General features: G+C 44.1%; 14 protein-coding genes. 4 read left to right on the plus strand and 10 right to left on the minus strand.

Annotation, left to right across the window (positions count from 1 at the left end; translation table 11 throughout):
- Positions 1-27: 27 nt before the first annotated feature.
- From LEPTO7376_RS16315 to LEPTO7376_RS16325, 3 genes are all read right to left on the minus strand, one after another.
- Positions 28-2,232, minus strand: coding sequence for an amino acid permease (locus LEPTO7376_RS16315; protein WP_051188878.1), 2,205 nt, complete (start codon positions 2,230-2,232; stop codon positions 28-30).
- A 106-nt stretch (positions 2,233-2,338) separates the two neighbouring features.
- Entirely contained in the window at positions 2,339-4,210 is a 1,872-nt protein-coding gene (locus LEPTO7376_RS16320; RefSeq protein ID WP_015135253.1) for an ATP-binding protein, read from the minus strand.
- A gap of 44 nt (positions 4,211-4,254) precedes the next feature.
- The gene (locus LEPTO7376_RS16325; protein ID WP_015135254.1) at positions 4,255-6,084 is read right to left on the minus strand and encodes a glycoside hydrolase family 10 protein; all 1,830 of its coding nucleotides are present in this window, start codon (positions 6,082-6,084) and stop codon (positions 4,255-4,257) included.
- 171 nt (positions 6,085-6,255) lie between these two features.
- Between LEPTO7376_RS16325 and LEPTO7376_RS16330 the strand changes: the two genes are divergently transcribed.
- Entirely contained in the window at positions 6,256-7,884 is a 1,629-nt protein-coding gene (locus LEPTO7376_RS16330; RefSeq protein WP_015135255.1) for an AarF/ABC1/UbiB kinase family protein, read from the plus strand.
- A 167-nt stretch (positions 7,885-8,051) separates the two neighbouring features.
- Positions 8,052-8,804 carry a serine O-acetyltransferase gene (gene cysE / locus LEPTO7376_RS16335; protein WP_015135256.1) on the plus strand — a complete coding sequence of 251 codons (753 nt, stop codon included), beginning with the start codon at positions 8,052-8,054 and terminating at the stop codon, positions 8,802-8,804.
- A 53-nt stretch (positions 8,805-8,857) separates the two neighbouring features.
- Here the strand turns inward: cysE and LEPTO7376_RS16340 are convergent, their stop codons facing one another.
- The 3 genes from LEPTO7376_RS16340 to grxC form a co-directional block, all read right to left on the minus strand.
- Entirely contained in the window at positions 8,858-9,340 is a 483-nt protein-coding gene (locus LEPTO7376_RS16340; protein WP_015135257.1) for a DUF1622 domain-containing protein, read from the minus strand.
- A 150-nt stretch (positions 9,341-9,490) separates the two neighbouring features.
- Positions 9,491-10,483 carry a phosphotransferase enzyme family protein gene (locus tag LEPTO7376_RS16345; protein WP_225901111.1) on the minus strand — a complete coding sequence of 331 codons (993 nt, stop codon included), beginning with the start codon at positions 10,481-10,483 and terminating at the stop codon, positions 9,491-9,493.
- Positions 10,484-10,720: 237 nt separating this feature from the next.
- Complete coding sequence (grxC, locus tag LEPTO7376_RS16350) at positions 10,721-10,978, minus strand: glutaredoxin 3 (protein WP_015135259.1); 258 nt, start codon at positions 10,976-10,978, stop codon at positions 10,721-10,723.
- 178 nt (positions 10,979-11,156) lie between these two features.
- On the opposite strand from grxC, the gene LEPTO7376_RS16355 reads away from it, so the two are divergent.
- Positions 11,157-12,185, plus strand: a complete 1,029-nt coding sequence (locus LEPTO7376_RS16355; RefSeq protein ID WP_015135260.1) for an acyltransferase family protein — start codon at positions 11,157-11,159, stop codon at positions 12,183-12,185.
- Between the two features lie 255 nt (positions 12,186-12,440).
- On the opposite strand, the gene LEPTO7376_RS16360 is transcribed toward LEPTO7376_RS16355, so the two are convergent.
- Both LEPTO7376_RS16360 and thrC read right to left on the minus strand, forming a co-directional pair.
- Positions 12,441-12,716, minus strand: a complete 276-nt coding sequence (locus tag LEPTO7376_RS16360; protein ID WP_015135261.1) for a MoaD/ThiS family protein — start codon at positions 12,714-12,716, stop codon at positions 12,441-12,443.
- Positions 12,717-12,796: 80 nt separating this feature from the next.
- Positions 12,797-14,107: a threonine synthase gene (gene thrC, locus LEPTO7376_RS16365; RefSeq protein WP_015135262.1), complete on the minus strand. Its 1,311-nt coding sequence runs from the start codon at positions 14,105-14,107 to the stop codon at positions 12,797-12,799.
- Positions 14,108-14,332: 225 nt separating this feature from the next.
- Here thrC and LEPTO7376_RS16370 point away from each other — a divergent pair, with 225 nt between their 5' ends.
- On the plus strand, positions 14,333-15,697 hold the full coding sequence (locus LEPTO7376_RS16370; RefSeq protein ID WP_015135263.1) for a hypothetical protein: 1,365 nt from the start codon (positions 14,333-14,335) through the stop codon (positions 15,695-15,697).
- A 2-nt stretch (positions 15,698-15,699) separates the two neighbouring features.
- On the opposite strand, the gene LEPTO7376_RS16375 is transcribed toward LEPTO7376_RS16370, so the two are convergent.
- Both LEPTO7376_RS16375 and LEPTO7376_RS16380 read right to left on the minus strand, forming a co-directional pair.
- Positions 15,700-18,021, minus strand: coding sequence for a CHASE2 domain-containing protein (locus LEPTO7376_RS16375; protein WP_015135264.1), 2,322 nt, complete (start codon positions 18,019-18,021; stop codon positions 15,700-15,702).
- Positions 18,022-18,356: 335 nt separating this feature from the next.
- Positions 18,357-19,466 carry an H-type lectin domain-containing protein gene (locus LEPTO7376_RS16380; protein WP_015135265.1) on the minus strand — a complete coding sequence of 370 codons (1,110 nt, stop codon included), beginning with the start codon at positions 19,464-19,466 and terminating at the stop codon, positions 18,357-18,359.
- Between the last annotated feature and the right edge of the window lie 48 nt (positions 19,467-19,514).

The following is a 19,514-nucleotide window of genomic DNA, read 5'->3' on the forward strand; positions in this document are numbered from 1 at the left end:
ATGCTAGGTCTGTGATGGCTGGCGTATTTAGGTGCTATTTCGATTAGAGCCAATCACTTCCGCAAAAGCATAATTCGGAGCAGCGAGGACAAAAACGGTACTGGGTAAACGTTGCATCCGTTCTTGCAGGGTGGTGTAGTAATGGAAAAAGTCAGGATGTTCGGTGGGACGTGCCATGCCAAGAAAAACTAAATCGGCATGGGTAGAGGATTCATGCAGAATCTGATCGAAGGGGCGATCGCCCGCAACGATGACAATGGGTTCTGCTTTGATACGGGACGTTGTGATTAAATCTTCTAGGTTTTGCCTTGCTGCCTGGGCACCAGCTTCGTCATGGACAACGAGCTTGAGATAGATCTGAGCATTGCGCCATTCAATATCGGTACGCAAAAGGTAGGCCAGCATCAACATCAAACCACCATTGGTCTGGACACCACCCCACCAAATATCGATGCGTCGTCGTTTTCCAAAAACAAGCTCAGGATTTTCCCTGAAAATGACAACATTCCGTTCGGCAATGTGGATATTTTTGATGAGATTGCAATAGGGTTCTAATCGTTCTGGAGACTCACTGGCTCCGAGCAAAATTGTATTGGGAATCAGATCGCCAAGGCCATAGGTTTCAATGAGATTCATTGCTCCAGTAAAGGGCTCTTCTGCTGTACTCACCCGCACTAATGCTCGAATACCTCGCTTGCTGATGTAGTCGCGAATGGTGGTTTCGAGTTTGACTTGTTGTCCGGCATCGCGAGAGCCTGCTGGCAAAATACTGGCAACGGTCATTAAAGCGCGGTTATGGCTAAAGGTATCGGCGAGTTCGATCAATGACCAACGTTTGCGGGGCGTTCCAGATAAAACAAGGATATGAGGTCGCCAATTTTTACTGTCGTCTGTGCCAAGCACTTGGTAGATTGCTTTACTGATCAGCGCCATCCATAATCCACGTCGCACATCTCCCCATGCAGTTTCGAGTTCGCGGCGTTGTAACCAAATATAGATGCAAAGGACGATTAAGGCCGCAACGATTGTGGCGATCGCATTAATCAGAAACATGACGCCGAGACAACCTAATGCGCCGAGTAGGGATAATGCCCAGTGGACTCGGAAGGTTGGTCGGAAGGAAGGACTTTGCAAAAAGGTTTCGATCCCGGCGGAGACATTGAGGACGAAATAAGTCGTCAAAAAGAACATCGTTAAGACTGGAGCAATCAGGTTTAAATCCCCAATACAAACGGCGGCGATCGCCACCCCGAGAGTGACAATGGTGCCAATGCGTGGCTCATCATCACGACCACTACCCGACCCGAGAAATCCTAACCAACTGGGAAGTACGCCATCCCTTGCCAAAGCTTGTAGTACCCTAGGTGCGCCGAGAATACTACCAATTGCACTACTGAGGGTTGCGCCCCAGACCCCCAGCAAAATAGCCGGTGCCCAGAGAGAAATTTTTTGCATGACGAGTGGATCATTGATCAGACTGGCTGTGTTTCCCCGTTGAAAAAGAAATAGGGGAATGATCATATAGATCAAATAGCCTGTTGCGACGGCCGCCAATGTGCCAAAGGGGATTGATTTTATTGGGTCTTTTAGATCGCCGGACATATTCACGCCGGACATAATGCCTGTTACTGCCGGAAAAAAGACTGCAAATACTGTCCAAAAGGGAATCGGTGTTTCTGCCGTTGATCCCCACATGGCAATATCTCCAGCCTCAGCCATTGGTTTGCCAAAGAAAAAAGAAATGAGCGATAGGGCGATCGCCGCCATGATGAAATACTGCGCTTTAATCGCAATGCTGGCAGAAGTGATTGCCAGAATTCCCACTAAGACTGTCACAATTAATGCGACATAAAGCTGACTGAGATTGGGGAAGACCCGCACCACACTCTCCGCGAAACCGATGGTGTAGAGGGCTACAGAAAATGCTTGGGCAAAATATAACGGAATGCCGACAGCTCCACCCGTTTCGAGGCCAAGGGAACGACTAATCATGTAATAAGCGCCCCCCACCCGTACCACTTTATCCGTGGCGATCGCACAGATTGAGAGAGCTGTCAGGAAGGTGATGACATTGGCGAGGGTGACAATTGCCAGCGTGCCTAACAGACCCGCATTTCCCACCACCCAACCAAATCGGAGGTACATAATGACCCCCAAAATAGTCAAAATAGAAGGGGTATACACCCCTCCAAACATCCCTAAACCGGATTTTTTTTCCTTGGCATTAGTCATAAAATGAGCCAGTCCCAATGATTTTCTTTCAGCATCGTCCCATAGATCGCCGATCATGGGCAGAATTTAGCTTTACTTCGCTCTCCTTACCTTATCCGACAAATATCTAAGTCACATCGATTAGGTTCGTCGGCAAAATAACTTGGAAGGTTGTGCCTTGATTTGGCTTGGATTCTAGCTTGATTTGTCCATCATGTTTTTCCACAATCTGATACACAATCGATAAGCCTAATCCTGTACCTTGGCCAATCGGTTTTGTTGTGAAAAAGGGATCAAAAATTTTCTGTTGGGTCGAGTTATTAAACCCGATACCGTTGTCGGCGATCGCCACGCAAATGTACTCATCATTCAAAATCTGTGTGGCGATCGTTAGTTGCGGTTGAAAATCTGGATTTTCCTCCAGCACACTGTCCATTGCATCAATGGCATTACTAATCAAATTCATCCAAACCTGATTTAACTGTGCTGGATAGCAATTAATTAGTGGTAGGTCTTCGTACCGCTTGAGTACCTGGATTTTATTTTTTATTCGGCTATTGAGAATGATCAGAGTGCTTTCTATACCTTCAACAAGATCAATCTGTTTGATATCCGCTTCATCCAATCGCGAAAAATTACGTAACGATAAAACCATTTCTCGAATGCGATTTGAACCTAGTTTCATCGAGCTGAGGATCTTCGGCATATCCTTCTTCAAAAAATCTAATTCGATGTCTTCGATCAGCTCGGCAATCTCTCCATCCTCTTGGGGATATTCATCATTGTAGAGATCGATTAATTCCATCAAATCATCAAAATTCTGTCGTATATGGGTTAAATTGCCATGAATAAAATTCACCGGATTATTAATCTCATGGGCAATTCCAGCCACCATTTGCCCTAAGGAAGACATTTTTTCCGTTTGGATTAATTGCGTTTGGGTTTCTTGCAACGAGGAAAATGCGTCTTCTAATTCTTGATTTTTTGTGAGGAGTAAATTTTCTGAATCCAGTAGAGCCGCAGCAGTTTCTTCTTGGGCTTGTATTCTAAGATTTAGGTCGCGATTGACGGAATCAACTTCTTTGTAAGTCCAATAATAATCACAAATTAGACCAGCGAGAGGCACAACATAAGTAATGATTTTGAGGAAGTGGGCGATATTAAAATGATTATCAAATAGTGCTGTAGACCCAAATGACATATGCAATTGCGTCATTGTGTTGGGAATCGTACTAATGATCAGGGAGTGGGAGAAAATACTGGGATATTGTTGGTAAAAACGAGGGTAAATAAAAACCCCAGCAAACAGAAATAGGTATAGAGGGACGACATCCCAAGGCCTAGTAAACAGCGCATCAGGATAAGTCGTTTTTGGTAAATGTTGACTCGTTGCGGCGAGGTCGATTACACCATAGGAAAGCACACAAAATAAGACACTAATTCCTAAAATTATATAAATACTGCGTTGCCATTTTTCTGGCTTTAAGATTAGGAAAATACTGACACCCAGCAAAGTTAGTAGGATATTTGCCATCCGACAAATTGCCCAGGTGAAAGGAATCAAGTCTTGGTTATCGGCAACTGCTTCAACGAGGCGACTTGCTGCAAGGGTATGGAAAGCGTCCATCACACCAGAGCAAAGCAGTGCAACACCAATTACTGGGGTGGTGACGTCTCTCTGGAGTCGAAAATGGATAAAGGCGAGGATGACGGTAAATATTGCGGCGCAAACGGCACTCCATTCGAGGATGGTGTGGGTGAAACTTCCGGTAAGGGTAAAGTACAGCACGTCAATCGGAGTTTGTGCTGTAAATTGCTCGGGTTGATAGGGCAGTTGCTCGGAGGCAAAGCTAACGCCCAATAGGTTGAGAAGGGAGGGTATTAGACAGATACTCCAAACCGCCCAAATAAGAAATTTTGGGAGTCTAACTTTTTTGCTCAAGGGATCGACTGCTTTAATCGCGAGCCAATCACCTAGGGAAAAGGGGCGAATGTTCATGCGTTTGGGTGCGTTGCGTACCTACCAACATTTTATTTTAGGTTTTAGTTGGTGGCAGATAATTGGCGATCGCCGTAGTTTAGAAGCTGGTCGATGCTGTCGAGGCGATGTTGCCAAACTTCGGCTTGGTAGGGGTTTTGTTTGGCGTAGGTTTCTAGATGGGGCTTAAAGGCAACTTTAAAGTCTGCCCAGTAGCTTTGTGTTAATAATACGTTTTTTTGATTGAAGCTGCGTTGGGTTTGTTGCAAATTGTCGAGAAAAGTATCTGCGGTGGGTTGCCATGGAGTCTCGGTAAAGCTGATGAACCATTCTTGTTGCAAGGTTTGGAAGCGTTGAGCGATCGCCTCTAGCGGTTCGCGGTGGGGCAAAATTGCGGGAGTTGTCCCCAGTTTTGTCACCAAATCTCGATTTAGATCTGAGGCCGCAAAAAACGAATTGCCAACAGTGGGTAGCTGCCGCAGGAGTTGGCGTTGGTCGAGAGCTAGGCCAGAGTCCAAATCCAGTAGTCGGATACTCGGTAACAGCAATGTACTGCGATTGGGGAAAGATGTCAGGAGATTTTCGGTGAGAGCCGCTAGGTCAGGGGATGTCTCGGCATAGGTCATCGGCACCAACATATCGAGATAATCATTCTCGATCCAAGCTTCCCAATTTTGTTGAATTTGTTCGAGGCGTTGAGCGCGAGGAATGGCGAAGATGGCGGCGGAAAGGGTTAAATCTGGTCGTTTTTGTTTAAGGGTTTGGCTGGCTTTGGCGACAAATTGATCCACTTGTTCGATCCGAAAGTCTTGCCATTCCTGCCAGTGGCGATCGCCGATGCGCAGATAAGTGGGATCACGGTAGCCTTTCATCCGAAACTGCTCGCGGGCGGCTTCCCCAAAACCATAGGCTTCGTTGCGAATCACTTCATGGAAAGGGTAGCGAATATAGTCGAGTTGAATGCCATCAACGTCGTAGTCTGTGGCAATTTCTGTGAGCAAATCGAGCAGATATTTTTGGACTTCGGGATTGGCTGGATCAAAAAAGGCTTTGCGACTGCGGTATTGGAACGGGTCTCCCCGGCGATCGCCTGCCCCCCAGTCTGGATTTTGACTTAAAACAGGCCCCAAATAATATCGAGGCTGTCCCATGATTTCGTTATGGCGTTGGTTTGCCGCCGCAAAAATCCAAGTCCAAGCGTGTAATTCCATCCCCCGGGCATGGGCAAGCTTAATCCCACTGGCGAGGGCATCCCAACCATTCAGAGCTGGATTTTGTGCTGGTGCGACCTTACTCGGAAAAATCGGATAGCTTGCATTGACCGTCTCCATAAACACCACATTGATGCCCGCCGTTGCAAACCGATCAAAAACCTTCGCTAAACCTGCTTCATTTTGAGCATCGACAATGGTGCCACGATCTAACCAAACCGCTCTAATTTCAGCAGATTCGGTAGGAGCATTATTTTGATAAGCCGCCCCAATCATCTGACCAATATCGGTTGCTTCTGCTGCTGCTAGGGAAAATTCCCTCGCCTCTAGAAAATAGTAATAGGCATCAATTCTGCGCTGAACTTTGTTGAGAAAATCCTGTTGTGTGACAGTATTACTCTTCTGGAAATCGGCACTGCTTTGGGCTGATGATTGTTGGCTCTGGGCGGTGAGCTGGCTGCTCTGCCAACGGTATTTCATCGCTTCGAGCTGTTTCCCTAGACGAATATATTCTTGAGGAATGGGCTGATAGCGCTCGGGTAAACGGAAATCAGTGCCATAGGTGTTCGTCGGAAAAATGTCCGTTTCTGACCATGTTTGGGCGATCGCCCCTTGCGTTATCCCACAAATGCCCAGCGAGGCGAGAAAAAAACTATTTACCTTAAACAACCGTTGCCAGCCCATACGTTGCCATTACACCGTAAATTTTTCCCAATCATAATCGACAATCACAAGAAAAAATCTTCCTAACGTTGTGGCGATCGCCCAAAAGATAGTTTCTGTCCAATAATTTAAAGAGTAAAACTGTAGGATAGTGAAAACGATCCGCTCACAATTCCGCACAGCAGGCTATTAATGGTTTTTTCCCTTACCAAAAGCAGTTCCCGCCAACGAGAGATTATTGAAGTTGTCCTCGGTAATGGTTGGGACTTTATGAAAAGCTTGCTTACTGGCGGCAAAGCAGATAAACCTCAGATCCCTCCCCCAGAAGTTTTTCGGAATATCCTCGTCGAACTGGGCCCGTTTTACGTCAAACTCGGTCAACTCCTGAGCACTCGTCCCGACCTGCTACCACCAAAATATATTGAAACTCTGACTGACCTGCAGGCAAAAGTCCCGACTGTACCCTGGTTCGAAATTGAGCAAACCATTAGCCAAGAATTAGGGAAGCCCCTCAGCGAAGTCTTTCAGGAAATTAATCCCAACCCAGTTGCCGCTGGTTCTATTGCCCAAATTCATCGTGCTGTCCTCAGAAATGGCAAAGCTGTCGCTCTCAAGGTCCAACGTCCCGGCATTGATCAAATCGTTTCGCAAGACACTGTCCTTATTACAGGTATCGCTGAACTAGCTGCCCTTACAGAAATCGGCCAAGACTATGATGTGGTTGCTTTAGCTAAAGATTTCACGAAAGCTGTTAATGCCGAATTAGACTTTCGAACTGAGGCAGGCTATACCGATCAGCTACGTCGAAATTTGTCCAAAAGTCGTTGGTTTGATCAGCAGCAGCTGGCAATCCCTGAAATTAATTGGGATTTAACGACCCGCAAACTCCTGGTGATGGAATGGCTCGACGGTAAACCTTTACTGGAAGGAGACGTGCCGTCGAAAAAACAACGACAAGCAATCACCACGATTCTGTTTCGTGCCTTTTTTCAACAAATTTTTGTGGATGGTTTTTTCCATGCGGATCCCCATCCCGGCAATATTTTTTACCTAGATAATGGTCGCGTTGCCCTCATCGATTGTGGCATGGTGGGACGTTTGGATCCCCGCACCCAAAAGCTGCTTACGGAAATGTTGTTGGCGATCGTTGATATTGATGCCCAGAGCTGTGCACAACTGACTTTGGAGCTGTCAGAAGACTCTACTAATGTGAACCTTGCTCGCCTCGAAGCCAACTATGACAAGCTTTTGCGGAAATATTATGACCGCAGTTTAACGCAGCTTAATTTTAGTGAGGTCTTTTATGAAATTCTTCAAGTTGCTCGAAATAATAAAGTAAAGCTTCCCGGTAATTTGGGTCTTTATGCCAAGAGTCTCGCAAACTTAGAAGGGGTTGCGCGTAATTTCAATCCAGAGGTGAATCTACTCGATGAGATTAAGCCACTGATCACTGATATTTTCCGGCGTCAGCTAATCGGAGATACGCCGTTTCAAACGATGTTCCGCACTGTGCTCGATCTGAAAACATTTTCGCTGCGATCGCCCCGCCAGATTGATGTCATTCTAGACCGCCTCAGTTCAGAGACATTGCAGTGGAACCTAAAGGTACAAGACCTTGATGGTTTGCGACGTAGCATCGATGATTCAGCGAATCGCTTGTCATTTAGTGTGGTGGTGGGTTCATTGATTATGGGGGCGGCGATCGTTAGTACCTCTCCAAATCGCCAAGTGCTGATTTTGAATGATATTTTGTTTACCTTTGCAACCCTGCTGGGACTCTGGTTGATTATTAGTATCTTGCGGTCAGGACGATTAAAATAGCATTTATTCCATCGCAATGAACTCGCTGGACAGCAGCCAATATTTAACATTACGGTGATGAAATTACTAAACTGAATTGCTACCAGTGTCGCCATTCAGCGGATAGTATAGAAACGGTTTCGTCATTTTACTCAGCTGTCTGCCGAATTTATCTCCCCAAAACCGCTATGCTCTCCACTCTCCTTGCTGATTTTCGCATTATTTTTGAGAGAGATCCCGCTGCCCGTAACTGGCTTGAGGTCTTATTTTGCTACCCAGGTCTACAGGCACTTTTATTTCATCGCGTTTCCCACGCACTTTTTAAGTCAGGTCTCCCATTTTTCCCTCGGTTTTTATCTCACATTGCACGATTTTTAACTGGGATTGAGATTCACCCCGGCGCTCAGATTGGTCATGGTGTGTTTATTGACCACGGTATGGGAGTGGTCATTGGCGAAACAGCAATTATTGGTGATTACTGTTTGATTTATCAGGGCGTTACTCTCGGTGGTACAGGTAAAGAGAGCGGTAAACGTCACCCCACTCTTGGCGAAAATGTCGTTGTTGGCGGCGGCGCAAAAGTACTCGGTAATATTGAAATTGGCAATAATGTGCGGATTGGCGCAGGCTCAGTAGTGCTGCGTAACGTACCTTCTGATTGTACTGTTGTTGGGATTCCCGGACGGATTGTCTATCGTTCTGGCGCGAAAGTTAGTCCCCTCGAACATGGCCGTTTACCCGACTCGGAAGCAACAGTCATTCGGGCATTGGTCGATCGTATTGAAGCGCTTGAAGAACAGTTACAAGAAATAGACGAGAAATCTTCTTCTGATCGAGTGACAGTGAATGTTGTTACTCCTTCTGGTGAAGTTGATCGGACTCAATCTTGTCGCATCGCAAATAAAGAGATTCAACAATATTTAGATGGTTCTGGTATCTGATCTATTGTTTTGAATTTTAATATTTTGAGTTGAAATTGTTGGGCGATCGCCATTTACTCTCTCGGCAATTTCCCAAACTCTCGGATTTGACGAATCAGAACTTTCGTTCGTTTATTTTTGTCCTCAAGTTTTTCTACTTCTTTCTCAAGGAAAAAGTTTAGGAAGGTTCGGATTGCCGCAACTACAGCTAATTTCCCAAGAGCTTCCCATGAAGGAGCGACTGCTGTTGCTGCAATATCGGCGGCAAGCAAAAATTCTAGAGATAAAGCTAGAGATAGTCCAAATTCGAGACGGACAACTTCGTTGTAATCAATAAGTTGTTGATGTTTTAAATATCGCAAAACAAGTCTTTGTAAGGCTTTGAGCGAAGCTAGAATAATAATGATTAGAGCTGCAATTTCTAAAAAAGTCTCAATAATGAAAATGCATTGATCTAGGAATTCGAGTCGGTTACCCCCATGAGCAAGTTCTTCACTATTCGCTATTAAAAAATTTAAATTAAGATAATCAGTAATGGTAAACGTCTCGATTATCATTCGGTAAAAGCAGGTTTTCTTATAAATATCTGCTTTTTATCTTGAGTCATTCTGCTTATTGATTGGCGCTAAAAAAACAAAAATTATTGCTCTAGTTAATTGTGTTAATTCAGCTTTTAATGTGAGTTCAACTATCTATCTCTACTAAAACTAAAATAGGTTCCAAGCTTTTGTAGATAAAGATCTTAAGCGCTCAAGTCTCTTTGTGAAATAGTGTCGGTCTAATTGACTATTATTAAACAAAAGAATATTTTGTAAGCTGATACGCCATGACCAAATATAGGCAAGTTGTGTCAAACTTTGTAAGGCTATTTCTTCAGCTTCAGTAAACACAGTTTGGGATTGATAACCGGTCACAAATGCCTCGCGTACCTTGCGGCACAATCCGGTTGTGAGGGCTGCTTGGTAAAATTTCCCAATTTCAAAGGCACGCCAGCCATAACCACATTGGTCGAAATCGAACATCGTGATTTCTTGATCTTTAGTGAAATGCACATTACCGCTGTGAGCATCGCCCCAGCAGACTGTCCAAAAAGGTTTTGCTTTGGAAAAATCTCCAAGTTTGTCTCGAATATCCTCAGCCGTCTTTTGGACGAAATGCCAGTCGTGGGGGCGATCGCCGAAAAACGGCAAAATATAAGACAGTGATTCGTCGAGGAGATAGTCTAAATTTAGTGCTTGGCGGGAATGATCGCAGCTAAATTCTGTACTGATTTGATGGATATGTGCAACGACTTTTCCTAGCCTCTGACTCTGCTCAACTGTCCAGCCACCCATGGAAATTTCACCAGGTGCAAAGGGAAATAAGGTTGCATATCTCATCCCTTCTGGTGCGCCTACTTCCACGACATAATCTCCTTCAACAGTCGCTATAGGAGCGGCAACAGGAATTTGATGTTTGGCCAGAAAGTTTAAAAAATCGACTTCGAAATTGATATCTGTGCGCGATCGCCAATGGTGATGGGAAACTCTTAAGACCCTTAGTCCTCTAGGCGTTTGCACGAGATAAATATCACTCAAGCCACGATGCCAGAGTTCACACCGCTCCACATTCGCTAAACCAAAGAGAGGTAACACTCTCTCCACTATGGCGATCGCCGACAACGTGGAATAAATAACAGGAAAATCGGCGCAGATCACCACTGAACTCCTAGAGATAATCACAGGCTCTACTTAACCTAAAAAAAGACCCGACTAGACTTCTGTAACAGACAACACGATTGGGCTGTTTAACCAATTTTTATCCCTCTAAAACCATTGGATTTCCTCGACAAATTCTTTAGCGATAATTTGCACTAAAAAATCCCCCATGTTGTGAGGGACGAAATCAGTACTTTTATTTAGAAAAGCAAAAAGTAACAGTGAAGCGAACTAACTCATTTAAACGAGCAATGCCTCTAGCTTGCCTTGACGATCTAAAGCATGAATATCATCGCAGCCACCAACATGCTGATCGTTGATGAAAATCTGAGGTAAGCTGCTGCTGCCATTTGCACGATCTGTCATTTCTTCACGGGCTTGGCGATCGCCATCAATACAATATTCCGTATACTCAACCCCCTTGTTATCCAGCAGACGCTTCGCGCGGATACAAAATGGACAAGTACTCCAAGTGTAAACTTCGACTTTTGCTGTCATGATTCTTAATCCTCTCCGTGCTGTAACAGCATATTATAACCTTAGCGTTTTTACATTTATAAAAAATCAGTTTTTTTCTACAAATAGGTAAGGACATTAATCGCTATATCAAATTTCTGTTCATCATTACCTATTACTTGCCTTTTATATTCTGAAAGTGACTTTAGAGAAAATAATCATGGCTCAGCACGATACTAGAGACAGAAGAATAGATTTACTTCGATTTATAGGAATAACTCTGATTATTCTTGCCCATGTGAATCCTCCAGAGATTATTTTTCAGTTTCGAAACTTTGATGTCCCTTTGATGATTTTAATTTCAGGAAGTTCGTTTTGTCTTTCTTACAAAAATCAACCCTTTTTATTCTATTTCTGGAAGAGAGTCAAAAGATTAGTATTTTCAACTTGGCTATTCTTAAGTATTTACTTCCTTTTCCTAAGATTTTATTATCATTCTTTTCCTCCGATAACTAAAGTATTGGAGAGCTATGTTCTTGATGACGGTATTGGTTTTGTCTGGATTATACGAGTTTTTCTAATGGTTGGATTATGTGCTCCACTTATCAAGAAGCTATTCACCAATAGGATATCAGACAGGCAATATATTGTAATTCTATTTATGGTCCTAATGCTGAATGAAGGTATTCGATACTTTTCTTTGATCTACTTGCCAGAGGCAATAGCAGGACTTTTTAACTCCACTGTTCTCTACTTGATTCCCTATGCAATAGTATTTGCCTTCGGTCTTTTATTGCCAACTTCAGATATCAAAAAACTTTGTCAAATAGCATTGCTTTCATTGCTCACCTTTTGCTTTATGTCGTCTTTGCTATACATTAAATATGGTGAATTTGTCCCGACTCAGGCATTTAAATATCCTCCATCAATATACTATTTGTCTTATGCGATGTTCGTTTCTATATTGTTATGGATCAACAGTCCAAGAGTACTAAAAGTAATAAATAGAGTTACTTACTTACAGTCATTTATTTTGTTTGTTGCTCAAAATTCAATGTGGATATATTTATGGCATATCCTTTTTATGAGAGTAACTCCAAGATATTTTTTTGTTGTCGAATTTTTAATTGTTTATTTTTCTTCGGTGATAATAACATACATGCAAGTATGGATACTTAACGCAAAAATACTGCCGCTTATTAAAAGCTCATCTCTTCAAAAGAGTATACGGATTATTCTTACTGGGTAGCAATTTAGATTAACGTAATCAGTCTAGACAGAGTATTCAGAAGCGATTTGAATTCTTGGTTAATATTTCGAATTCAAGGAGTTGGATTGCTTGTGTTTTTGATTGTTTCTCTCCGCTTCATTTCCTTCTTATTAAAGATATGATTGTTAAATATTTGATGGTGTTTGGCATCTTGTAAAACAAGATATTTTTGTAAAAAAACGAGGAAAGCATAACTTCCCCCGTATCAAGCATTCATGGTTATTGCTTGAATCCTTAGCCGCCAGCTACCGCAGGCACAATGCTTACTTCGTCACCATCATTTAAAGCAGTATCTACATTATCGAGGAAGCGAATATCTTCTTCGTTAACGTAAATATTGAGGAAACGACGAGGGTTACCTTGGTCATCACAAAGACGAGCTTTGATACCAGGGCAATTTGCTTCTAAGGAATCGAGCAATTCTTTAACGGAAGAACCATCACAGTCAACGGTGGGTTCGTTCTTCGTAAACTTTTGGAGAGGAGTCGGGATTAAAACTTTAACGGCCATTGCAACAGGACAGATTTTTAATAAATAAACAATAGAAAACTGGGCAAGCGAGAAAACACTCACCCAATTCAGACAAGCAATTATACAGAAGTTTCTTGCCAATCTAAGCGCTCAAGGGTGCGGGCACGGTCAAGAGCAGCCTCGAAGGAATCAAGGTTCGCATCGATTGTGTAAGGCTCACCTGCTGCATTTTGAACTGCTTCCTGAGTTTTGAGACCGTTACCTGTGATGTACACAACAGTCTTTTCGTCAGGATTAATTTTGCCAGCTTCAACGAGCTTCTTGAGCACTGCGATTGTTGTACCGCCAGCAGTCTCAGTGAAGATGCCCTCAGTTTCAGCGAGGAGCTTCATGCCTTCAACGATTTCTGCATCAGTAACGTCTTCGATGTTGCCGTTAGTCTTGCGAGCAATTTCAAGAGCGTAGATACCGTCAGCAGGATTACCGATTGCAATGGATTTTGCGATGGTGTTGGGCTTCTGAGGTTGGATGAAGTCGCGACCTTCTTTAAATGCTGTCGAGATAGGAGAACATCCTTCTGCCTGGGCACCACTGAAGCGGACATCCTTGTCTTCGACGAGGCCAGTTTTAACGAATTCATTAAAGCCTTTGTAAATCTTGCCGAAGAGTGAACCGGAAGCTAGAGGCGCAACGATGTGGTCGGGGAGTTCCCAGCCGAGTTGCTCAATGACTTCGTAACCGAGGGTCTTGGAACCTTCGGAGTAGTAGGGGCGGAGGTTAATGTTCACAAAGCCCCAACCTTTGGAGTTCGCAACTTCAGAGCAGAGACGGTTTACTTGGTCGTAGTTGCCGTGAACCGCCATCAAAATGGGGTTGTAGATCAACGTTCCGAGGACTTTTCCGGATTCAAGGTCGGAAGGGATAAAGACGCAGCAGTCTAGGCCAGCGTGGGCAGCGATCGCCGCAGTGGAGTTGGCAAGGTTACCAGTACTTGCACAGGAAACGGTAGAGAAACCAAGTTCTTGGGCACGGGTGAGAGCAACGGATACAACGCGATCCTTAAAGCTCAACGTGGGCATATTTACCGCATCATTCTTGATGTAAAGCTCTTTGATACCGAGGCGACGAGCTAAGCGGTTTGCCTTGAGGAGAGGAGTCATGCCTGTGCCGACATCGATGGGTGTGTCAGTTTCGACGGGCAAAAATTCTTTGTAGCGCCAGATGGAGTTAGGGCCAGCTTCAATCGTTTCGCGGCTAACCTTTTGCTTAATCTTCTCGTAGTCGTATGTAACTTCGAGGGGGCCAAAACAGAGTTCGCAAACGTGCTTGGCTTCTGCTTCGTATGTGGCACCACATTCCTTACAAGTGAGTTGTGAGAAGTTAGCGGTGTCTAAAGACTTAATGGCGGTATCTATGGGTGCTTGAACCATGATGTGTTTTCTCCGTTTCCATGAATGCTGAATGCTTGAAAATCATAGTAGTCAGTAAAAAAGCCTACGTCAACAATACCCGATAAAAATAGTCGGGATTGAGCTATTCGATTGTGCTGTAAGGGATTGGCCGTATTTTGGGCAGAATATTAGGGGTGAGTTAAAAAAGAAGTTTTACAATTGAGCTTGTGTTGTGGCGCAGCTTTGGTGAAGTAGGAGATGACTATGAATCGGTTTTTGAGTAATGGCTTAATGGGTGGTTTCGCTACTGTTTTGGCGACATCGATGGCAACTCCGGCGATCGCCTCCTATTTCTATGACGGTGGTTGGGCAAACTCCGTGAGCCTCGCTCAAGAGCAGATTGATTTATTGACCGAAGTAGAACAATCTCTCTACAGCACAAAATATGGCTTTGTTCAGGGGAGCTACCGCAAGCTGTTTTTTCACATTGGCGAGCTTGATCGTTATCTAGATCGCTTTGGTGATCCCATCGCGACTGACTGTTCCGCGCAATCCTTCGATAATCCCGAATTATCTATTTACTGCTCATTATTAAATTCCCGCCCACTCCTATTCCAACTGCTTGCTGCGACAGAACAACGGCAGCTGCGTTTGAGTACGGCAGAGTCTAGTTTCTTGACTCCGGGAAGTATTGCGTTGCTCTCTCCAGAACTTGATCCTCAGGAGAGTTGGCAAAGCGAGCAAGATACATTCGATGTTCTCGTGATTGGCGATGCGAAACCAACCCAAAACCAAGGGGATATTACCCGTCCAGCGATCGCCCCTCTACCTGAAACGAAAAAGGCGATCGCCAATCAAAAATCAGCCTTACTAGCCTTAAATCCCAGTCTGCCCAATGGCTTTTTGTTAGAAGAAGACACGACATTCACCACAACCACAACTCGCTATCAATATGTCCCCGTTGCCAAAGAATATGAATGGCACACTGACTTTTTAGCGCAACCCAACACAGGTTTAACCCGCTTACTGCCCCGCGAAGCCTACGAAGAAAACTACACGGCCAGCAGTCTAAAGCCCGAATTAGTTGAAAAATTTCCCTTCCCAAAGTTAGGCGAAACCGCACCATTCCCCAATTTGCCATTGCTCGTTGAGGATAATGTGCTGAAATTTGTCCCCGAATCCTTCAACCTAGGACTCATTACAGATCTGGGTGAAACAGACTTTGGCAATATCCAAGATTTAGACACCGCAACACCTGTAACTGAATACGAATCCCCTACTACGTTCGCTGGTCTTCAACAAGAACAACGCCGTTTACTGTTCCAAAAAGATGGGCGATCGCCAAGCACAGCTCTTTTAGAACTTGACCATCTCTACTTAGTACGTCTTGTCCAGTATGATTTTGCCGAAGAAATCCTCACTGGCGAACCTCTCCCACGCTATCGCTTTAAAGAATTGAATTTACTGGCTGACCCTGACAGTTACGACGTTTTAATAGCTATCAAACCCGTAAAAGAATGGTTGGATGGCGGTTATACATTGCTCTGGCAAATCATCGATCAATCTGAAGCTACAGCTCTAGAGGATCTTGCGGACTATATTGTTGTGGATTCCCCGATTCAGCCCTGATTTTAGCTGCTACAAATGGCTTCTAAAGTATCAAAAGCATAATTTTGAGCAAGCTCTTTTAAGACCTCTTTAAATGCCTGATGTTCATCGGGTAATTGTTCAATTAAAAAACGAATTTGTTTGCCATTGAGGCTAGCGATCGCCTGCTGCATTTGCGTCTGCCATGCTGAATCCATTTGCTGAAAATATTGCTGTGCTTTTTCTGCCGTTAAAACGTCTCGCATTACAACATTCGGATCGGCGATCGCCTCAACAACAGACACTGGAATCTCGTCTGCTTTGGGAGATGTTTCTTCCAAGTCTTGGACTGGTTCGAGAGGGATAGAGAAAAAGAAGGTCGTTCCTTTACCGACTTCGCTGGTCACTTGGAGTTCGCCGCCCATCAATTGTACGAGCTGATAACTAATCGCCAATCCCAGTCCTGTCCCTTTCCCCAGGGATTTGCCGCTGGCTGTCTGCTCAAAAGCGACAAATAATTTTTTGATTTCATCAGGGTGAATACCACTACCGCTATCGGCAACGGAGAATTTAAGCATCCCTCGATCTGGCTCGATATTAAGGACAATAGAGCCAGACTCGGTGAATTTTAAAGCATTACCTAAAAGATTAATTAAAATCTGTTCGAGTTTCGGGCGATCGCCAATCCAGCTCGCAGGGCAATCATCAGCAAATTGACAGATAAATCGAATTCCCTTTTGTTCGATGCGGAGGCGAAAAATGGCATCTAATGTTGCGAAGATTTCCCTTAAATGAAAAGGCTGTAGATTTAAATCTTGTTTGTCAGATTCGACCTTCGCTAAATCCAAAATATTATTAATGAGTGTCAAAAGATGAGAGCCACTCCGATAAATCATCTGTACTCTGTCTTGGTTCTGGGATTGGAGGTCTTCCTCTTTTTGTAGCAGTTGACTAAACCCCAAAATCGAATTTAGAGGAGTACGCAGTTCGTGACTTATATGGGCAAGGAAATTGGATTTGGCTAGGCTTGATGCCTCCGCAAATTCCTTTGCTTGTTTTAATTCGGCGGTACGTTGAGTGACTTTACTTTCGAGAATTTCATTGTTGACCTCCAGCAAGGCGATCGCCTGTTCTTGCATATGAATGCGGAGTTTTTGGTTGCGAGCATGTTCATGAAATGCCGTTAAACCATAGCCATTCAGACCAAGCAGTAACAAACTAGGCACGAGAGGAAGCCACCAACCAAGTAGAAATGCTCCATAACAAAATGCACAAAAGATTAGTCCCGTGATAGATGTCCATAGCACCGTCCTTACAGGGGATTTTTCTAACGCCGCAAATAAAAAACCGAGTAACCCGAAGCTGAAAATCCAAACATACTCAATCCCTTCAGTCGGACTGCGTAACAAAGGACGTTGATCCAAAATCCCACTGAGTAATTGACTGAGGACATGGGCTTGTAATTCAACACCGTAGATTAGTTCATTGTCAGGATTAAAGCTGGAAATTGGTGGCGCATTAAAGTAATCGGAAATGCTGGGGCTAGCCACGCCGATTAGAATAATTTGCCCTGTTAAAGCATCTGCGGGAATTTCTCCATCTAGCAACATTTGGGCAGAGTAGGTATTGAAAGGTTTTTGCCCACGTCGAAAATGGATTAACGTTTCGATTGCACCTGCCCTCGTTGATTGCACATATCCACCAGTGCGCCCGTAGAAACGCGGAATTTCGACCTCTCCCAACTGCATCGCTGTCTCATCGCGATCGCCATTATCGAGAGAGATATCGTATTGTGCTAAATAGTCTTGGGCCAACAGCATCACCAAAGAAAATCGAAAACCATCTTCAGTTTGTGTACCCAGAATCGTGCGCCGCAGCATTCCGTCATTGTCGATAAAAGCATCCGTAAACCCAAGTCGTTTAGCTGGAAAACCAGGGGGAGGATCTACGGTGATAGGGAGTACTTTATCAATAGCAAAGAGATTTTTTTGAGTCGCAATAAATTCCTGAAAAGCTTTAGTATCAGGTGGTATTGGCAAATCTCGAAATAGGTCGAGGGCAATACTGTGGGGCTTTTGAGCTTGGATTTTTTGCAGCAGTTCTAGAAGTTGGCGATCGCTGAGAGGGTATTGTCCAGCACCTTGGATTGTCGGTTCATCGATAGCAATAATCGTAATGCGAGAATCTGTTTCTTCTGGTTGTCCCCAATGAATAAATGCATCAAGTACAGAAAATTCTAAAGATTGCAAAGCGCCGAACCATCGTCCGCAAATGATCAAGAGTGTCAGCATCAAACTAGGCCACAGACCGATTTTTAGATCCTGGAAAGCGAGACTGAGTTTATATTTGAAGCCCTGCTGGAACATAGATTGAACAAAAAAATTAGGATGTCATGAACGAGATTGAAGAGACTTTTATGGTGATATTCTCGTTACAAGGTATCTAAATTAGATCCGTAGCTTTATTTAAACAATAATCCAGCCGTGGAAATTTTACTGTGATGGCTGGCAAATGCAAACATTGTCGAAATTTGCGGCGATCGCCCAATCATCCTTCTCACCAAAAATCTTCAAAAATAAAAGGGCTATTGGGGAAGCGATCACTCTATCGAGACGCAAAAAAAATTGCCTCCCTATGAGAAGCAATTAGTATCGGCAAATCTAAACAATCATCATTGAGAGTATCAGCACCTATTACTCTCCTAGATTGCAAAACCTCTTAAAGAACCACCGCCGCCATTGAAAGCAAGGTAAGAAACAGCTTCATTGGCGTGATCAAGCTCAGTATCCAAAGACAAATCTTCCTGAACGAATGCATCAAAACCAGTACTCGAAATACTGCTGCTACCGAGTCGTAAGGTCGCGGTATCGATACCATTCAAAGAACCGAGTTTTGCTATGACGATGGGAGTGGCATCAAAACTTTCACCAAAGGTAATTGTCTCTACACCTTCATCACCATGGGCTTCGCGAGCACTGTTAATGATGTAGTCATCATCATCGCCATCATAGGCAACATCTGCATTTTTTATATAGTCGTCACCACTTTCACCTTTGGCAGTATTAGAGATATTAGTGATATAGTCATCGCCCTTACCACCCCAAGCATTATTCGCATCTTTGATTTGATCATTACCATCTTCTCCGTAAGCCTTATCCACATTGGCAATGTAATCATGACCGCCGCCGCCATACACCGTGAACTTTTGCAGAAAACTAGAAGCATCATGTTTCCGCTTGTCCATGTCTAGATAGTCATTGCCACCTCCTTCTCTGAAGATGTATTCATCGGCGTTCCAAATCTTAGCCTCTTCTTTTTTCTCATCGTGGGTCAGTCGAGGCAGTTCGCCGTTAATGGAATTTTTTAAGGTCTCTTCTAAGCTGCCCAAATCAAAACCTTTAATCACAAGGTCAACAGTGGATTGGATGCCCATTAATGTGTCATAGGCCGCTTGAATGACGGATTCACCGAGGTCGTCATACCACGCATCACCCCAGTCCATTTCCATGTCATAGTCATTACCAAAGTAGCTCGCGGCTTCACCTTGCCCATTGCGTTCGAGCATTTCACTGATGAATTCGCCGACAAACATAACCGCATAATAAGCAACGTAGCTCTGCATCGTACTGAGTCGAATGGCAGAGGGAACGACATTTGCGGTTAGCATCCAAGTCAACGCAAAGTTAGCGCTGTTGAAGTAGATGGAATTGGACATGTCACTACCAGAATCTTCAGCAGTCTGTTCAATTTCTCGGTTCAAATCTAAGTATTCTTGAACGTCATAGCTGTCTTGGTAGGAATTGTTGCTCATGTTCCGCGCCTTCTGGGATAAGTGGCTTATGGTGGCGGTGCCGTTGGT

The sequence above is a fragment of the [Leptolyngbya] sp. PCC 7376 genome, assembly GCF_000316605.1.
GTDB lineage: Bacteria > Cyanobacteriota > Cyanobacteriia > Cyanobacteriales > MRBY01 > MRBY01.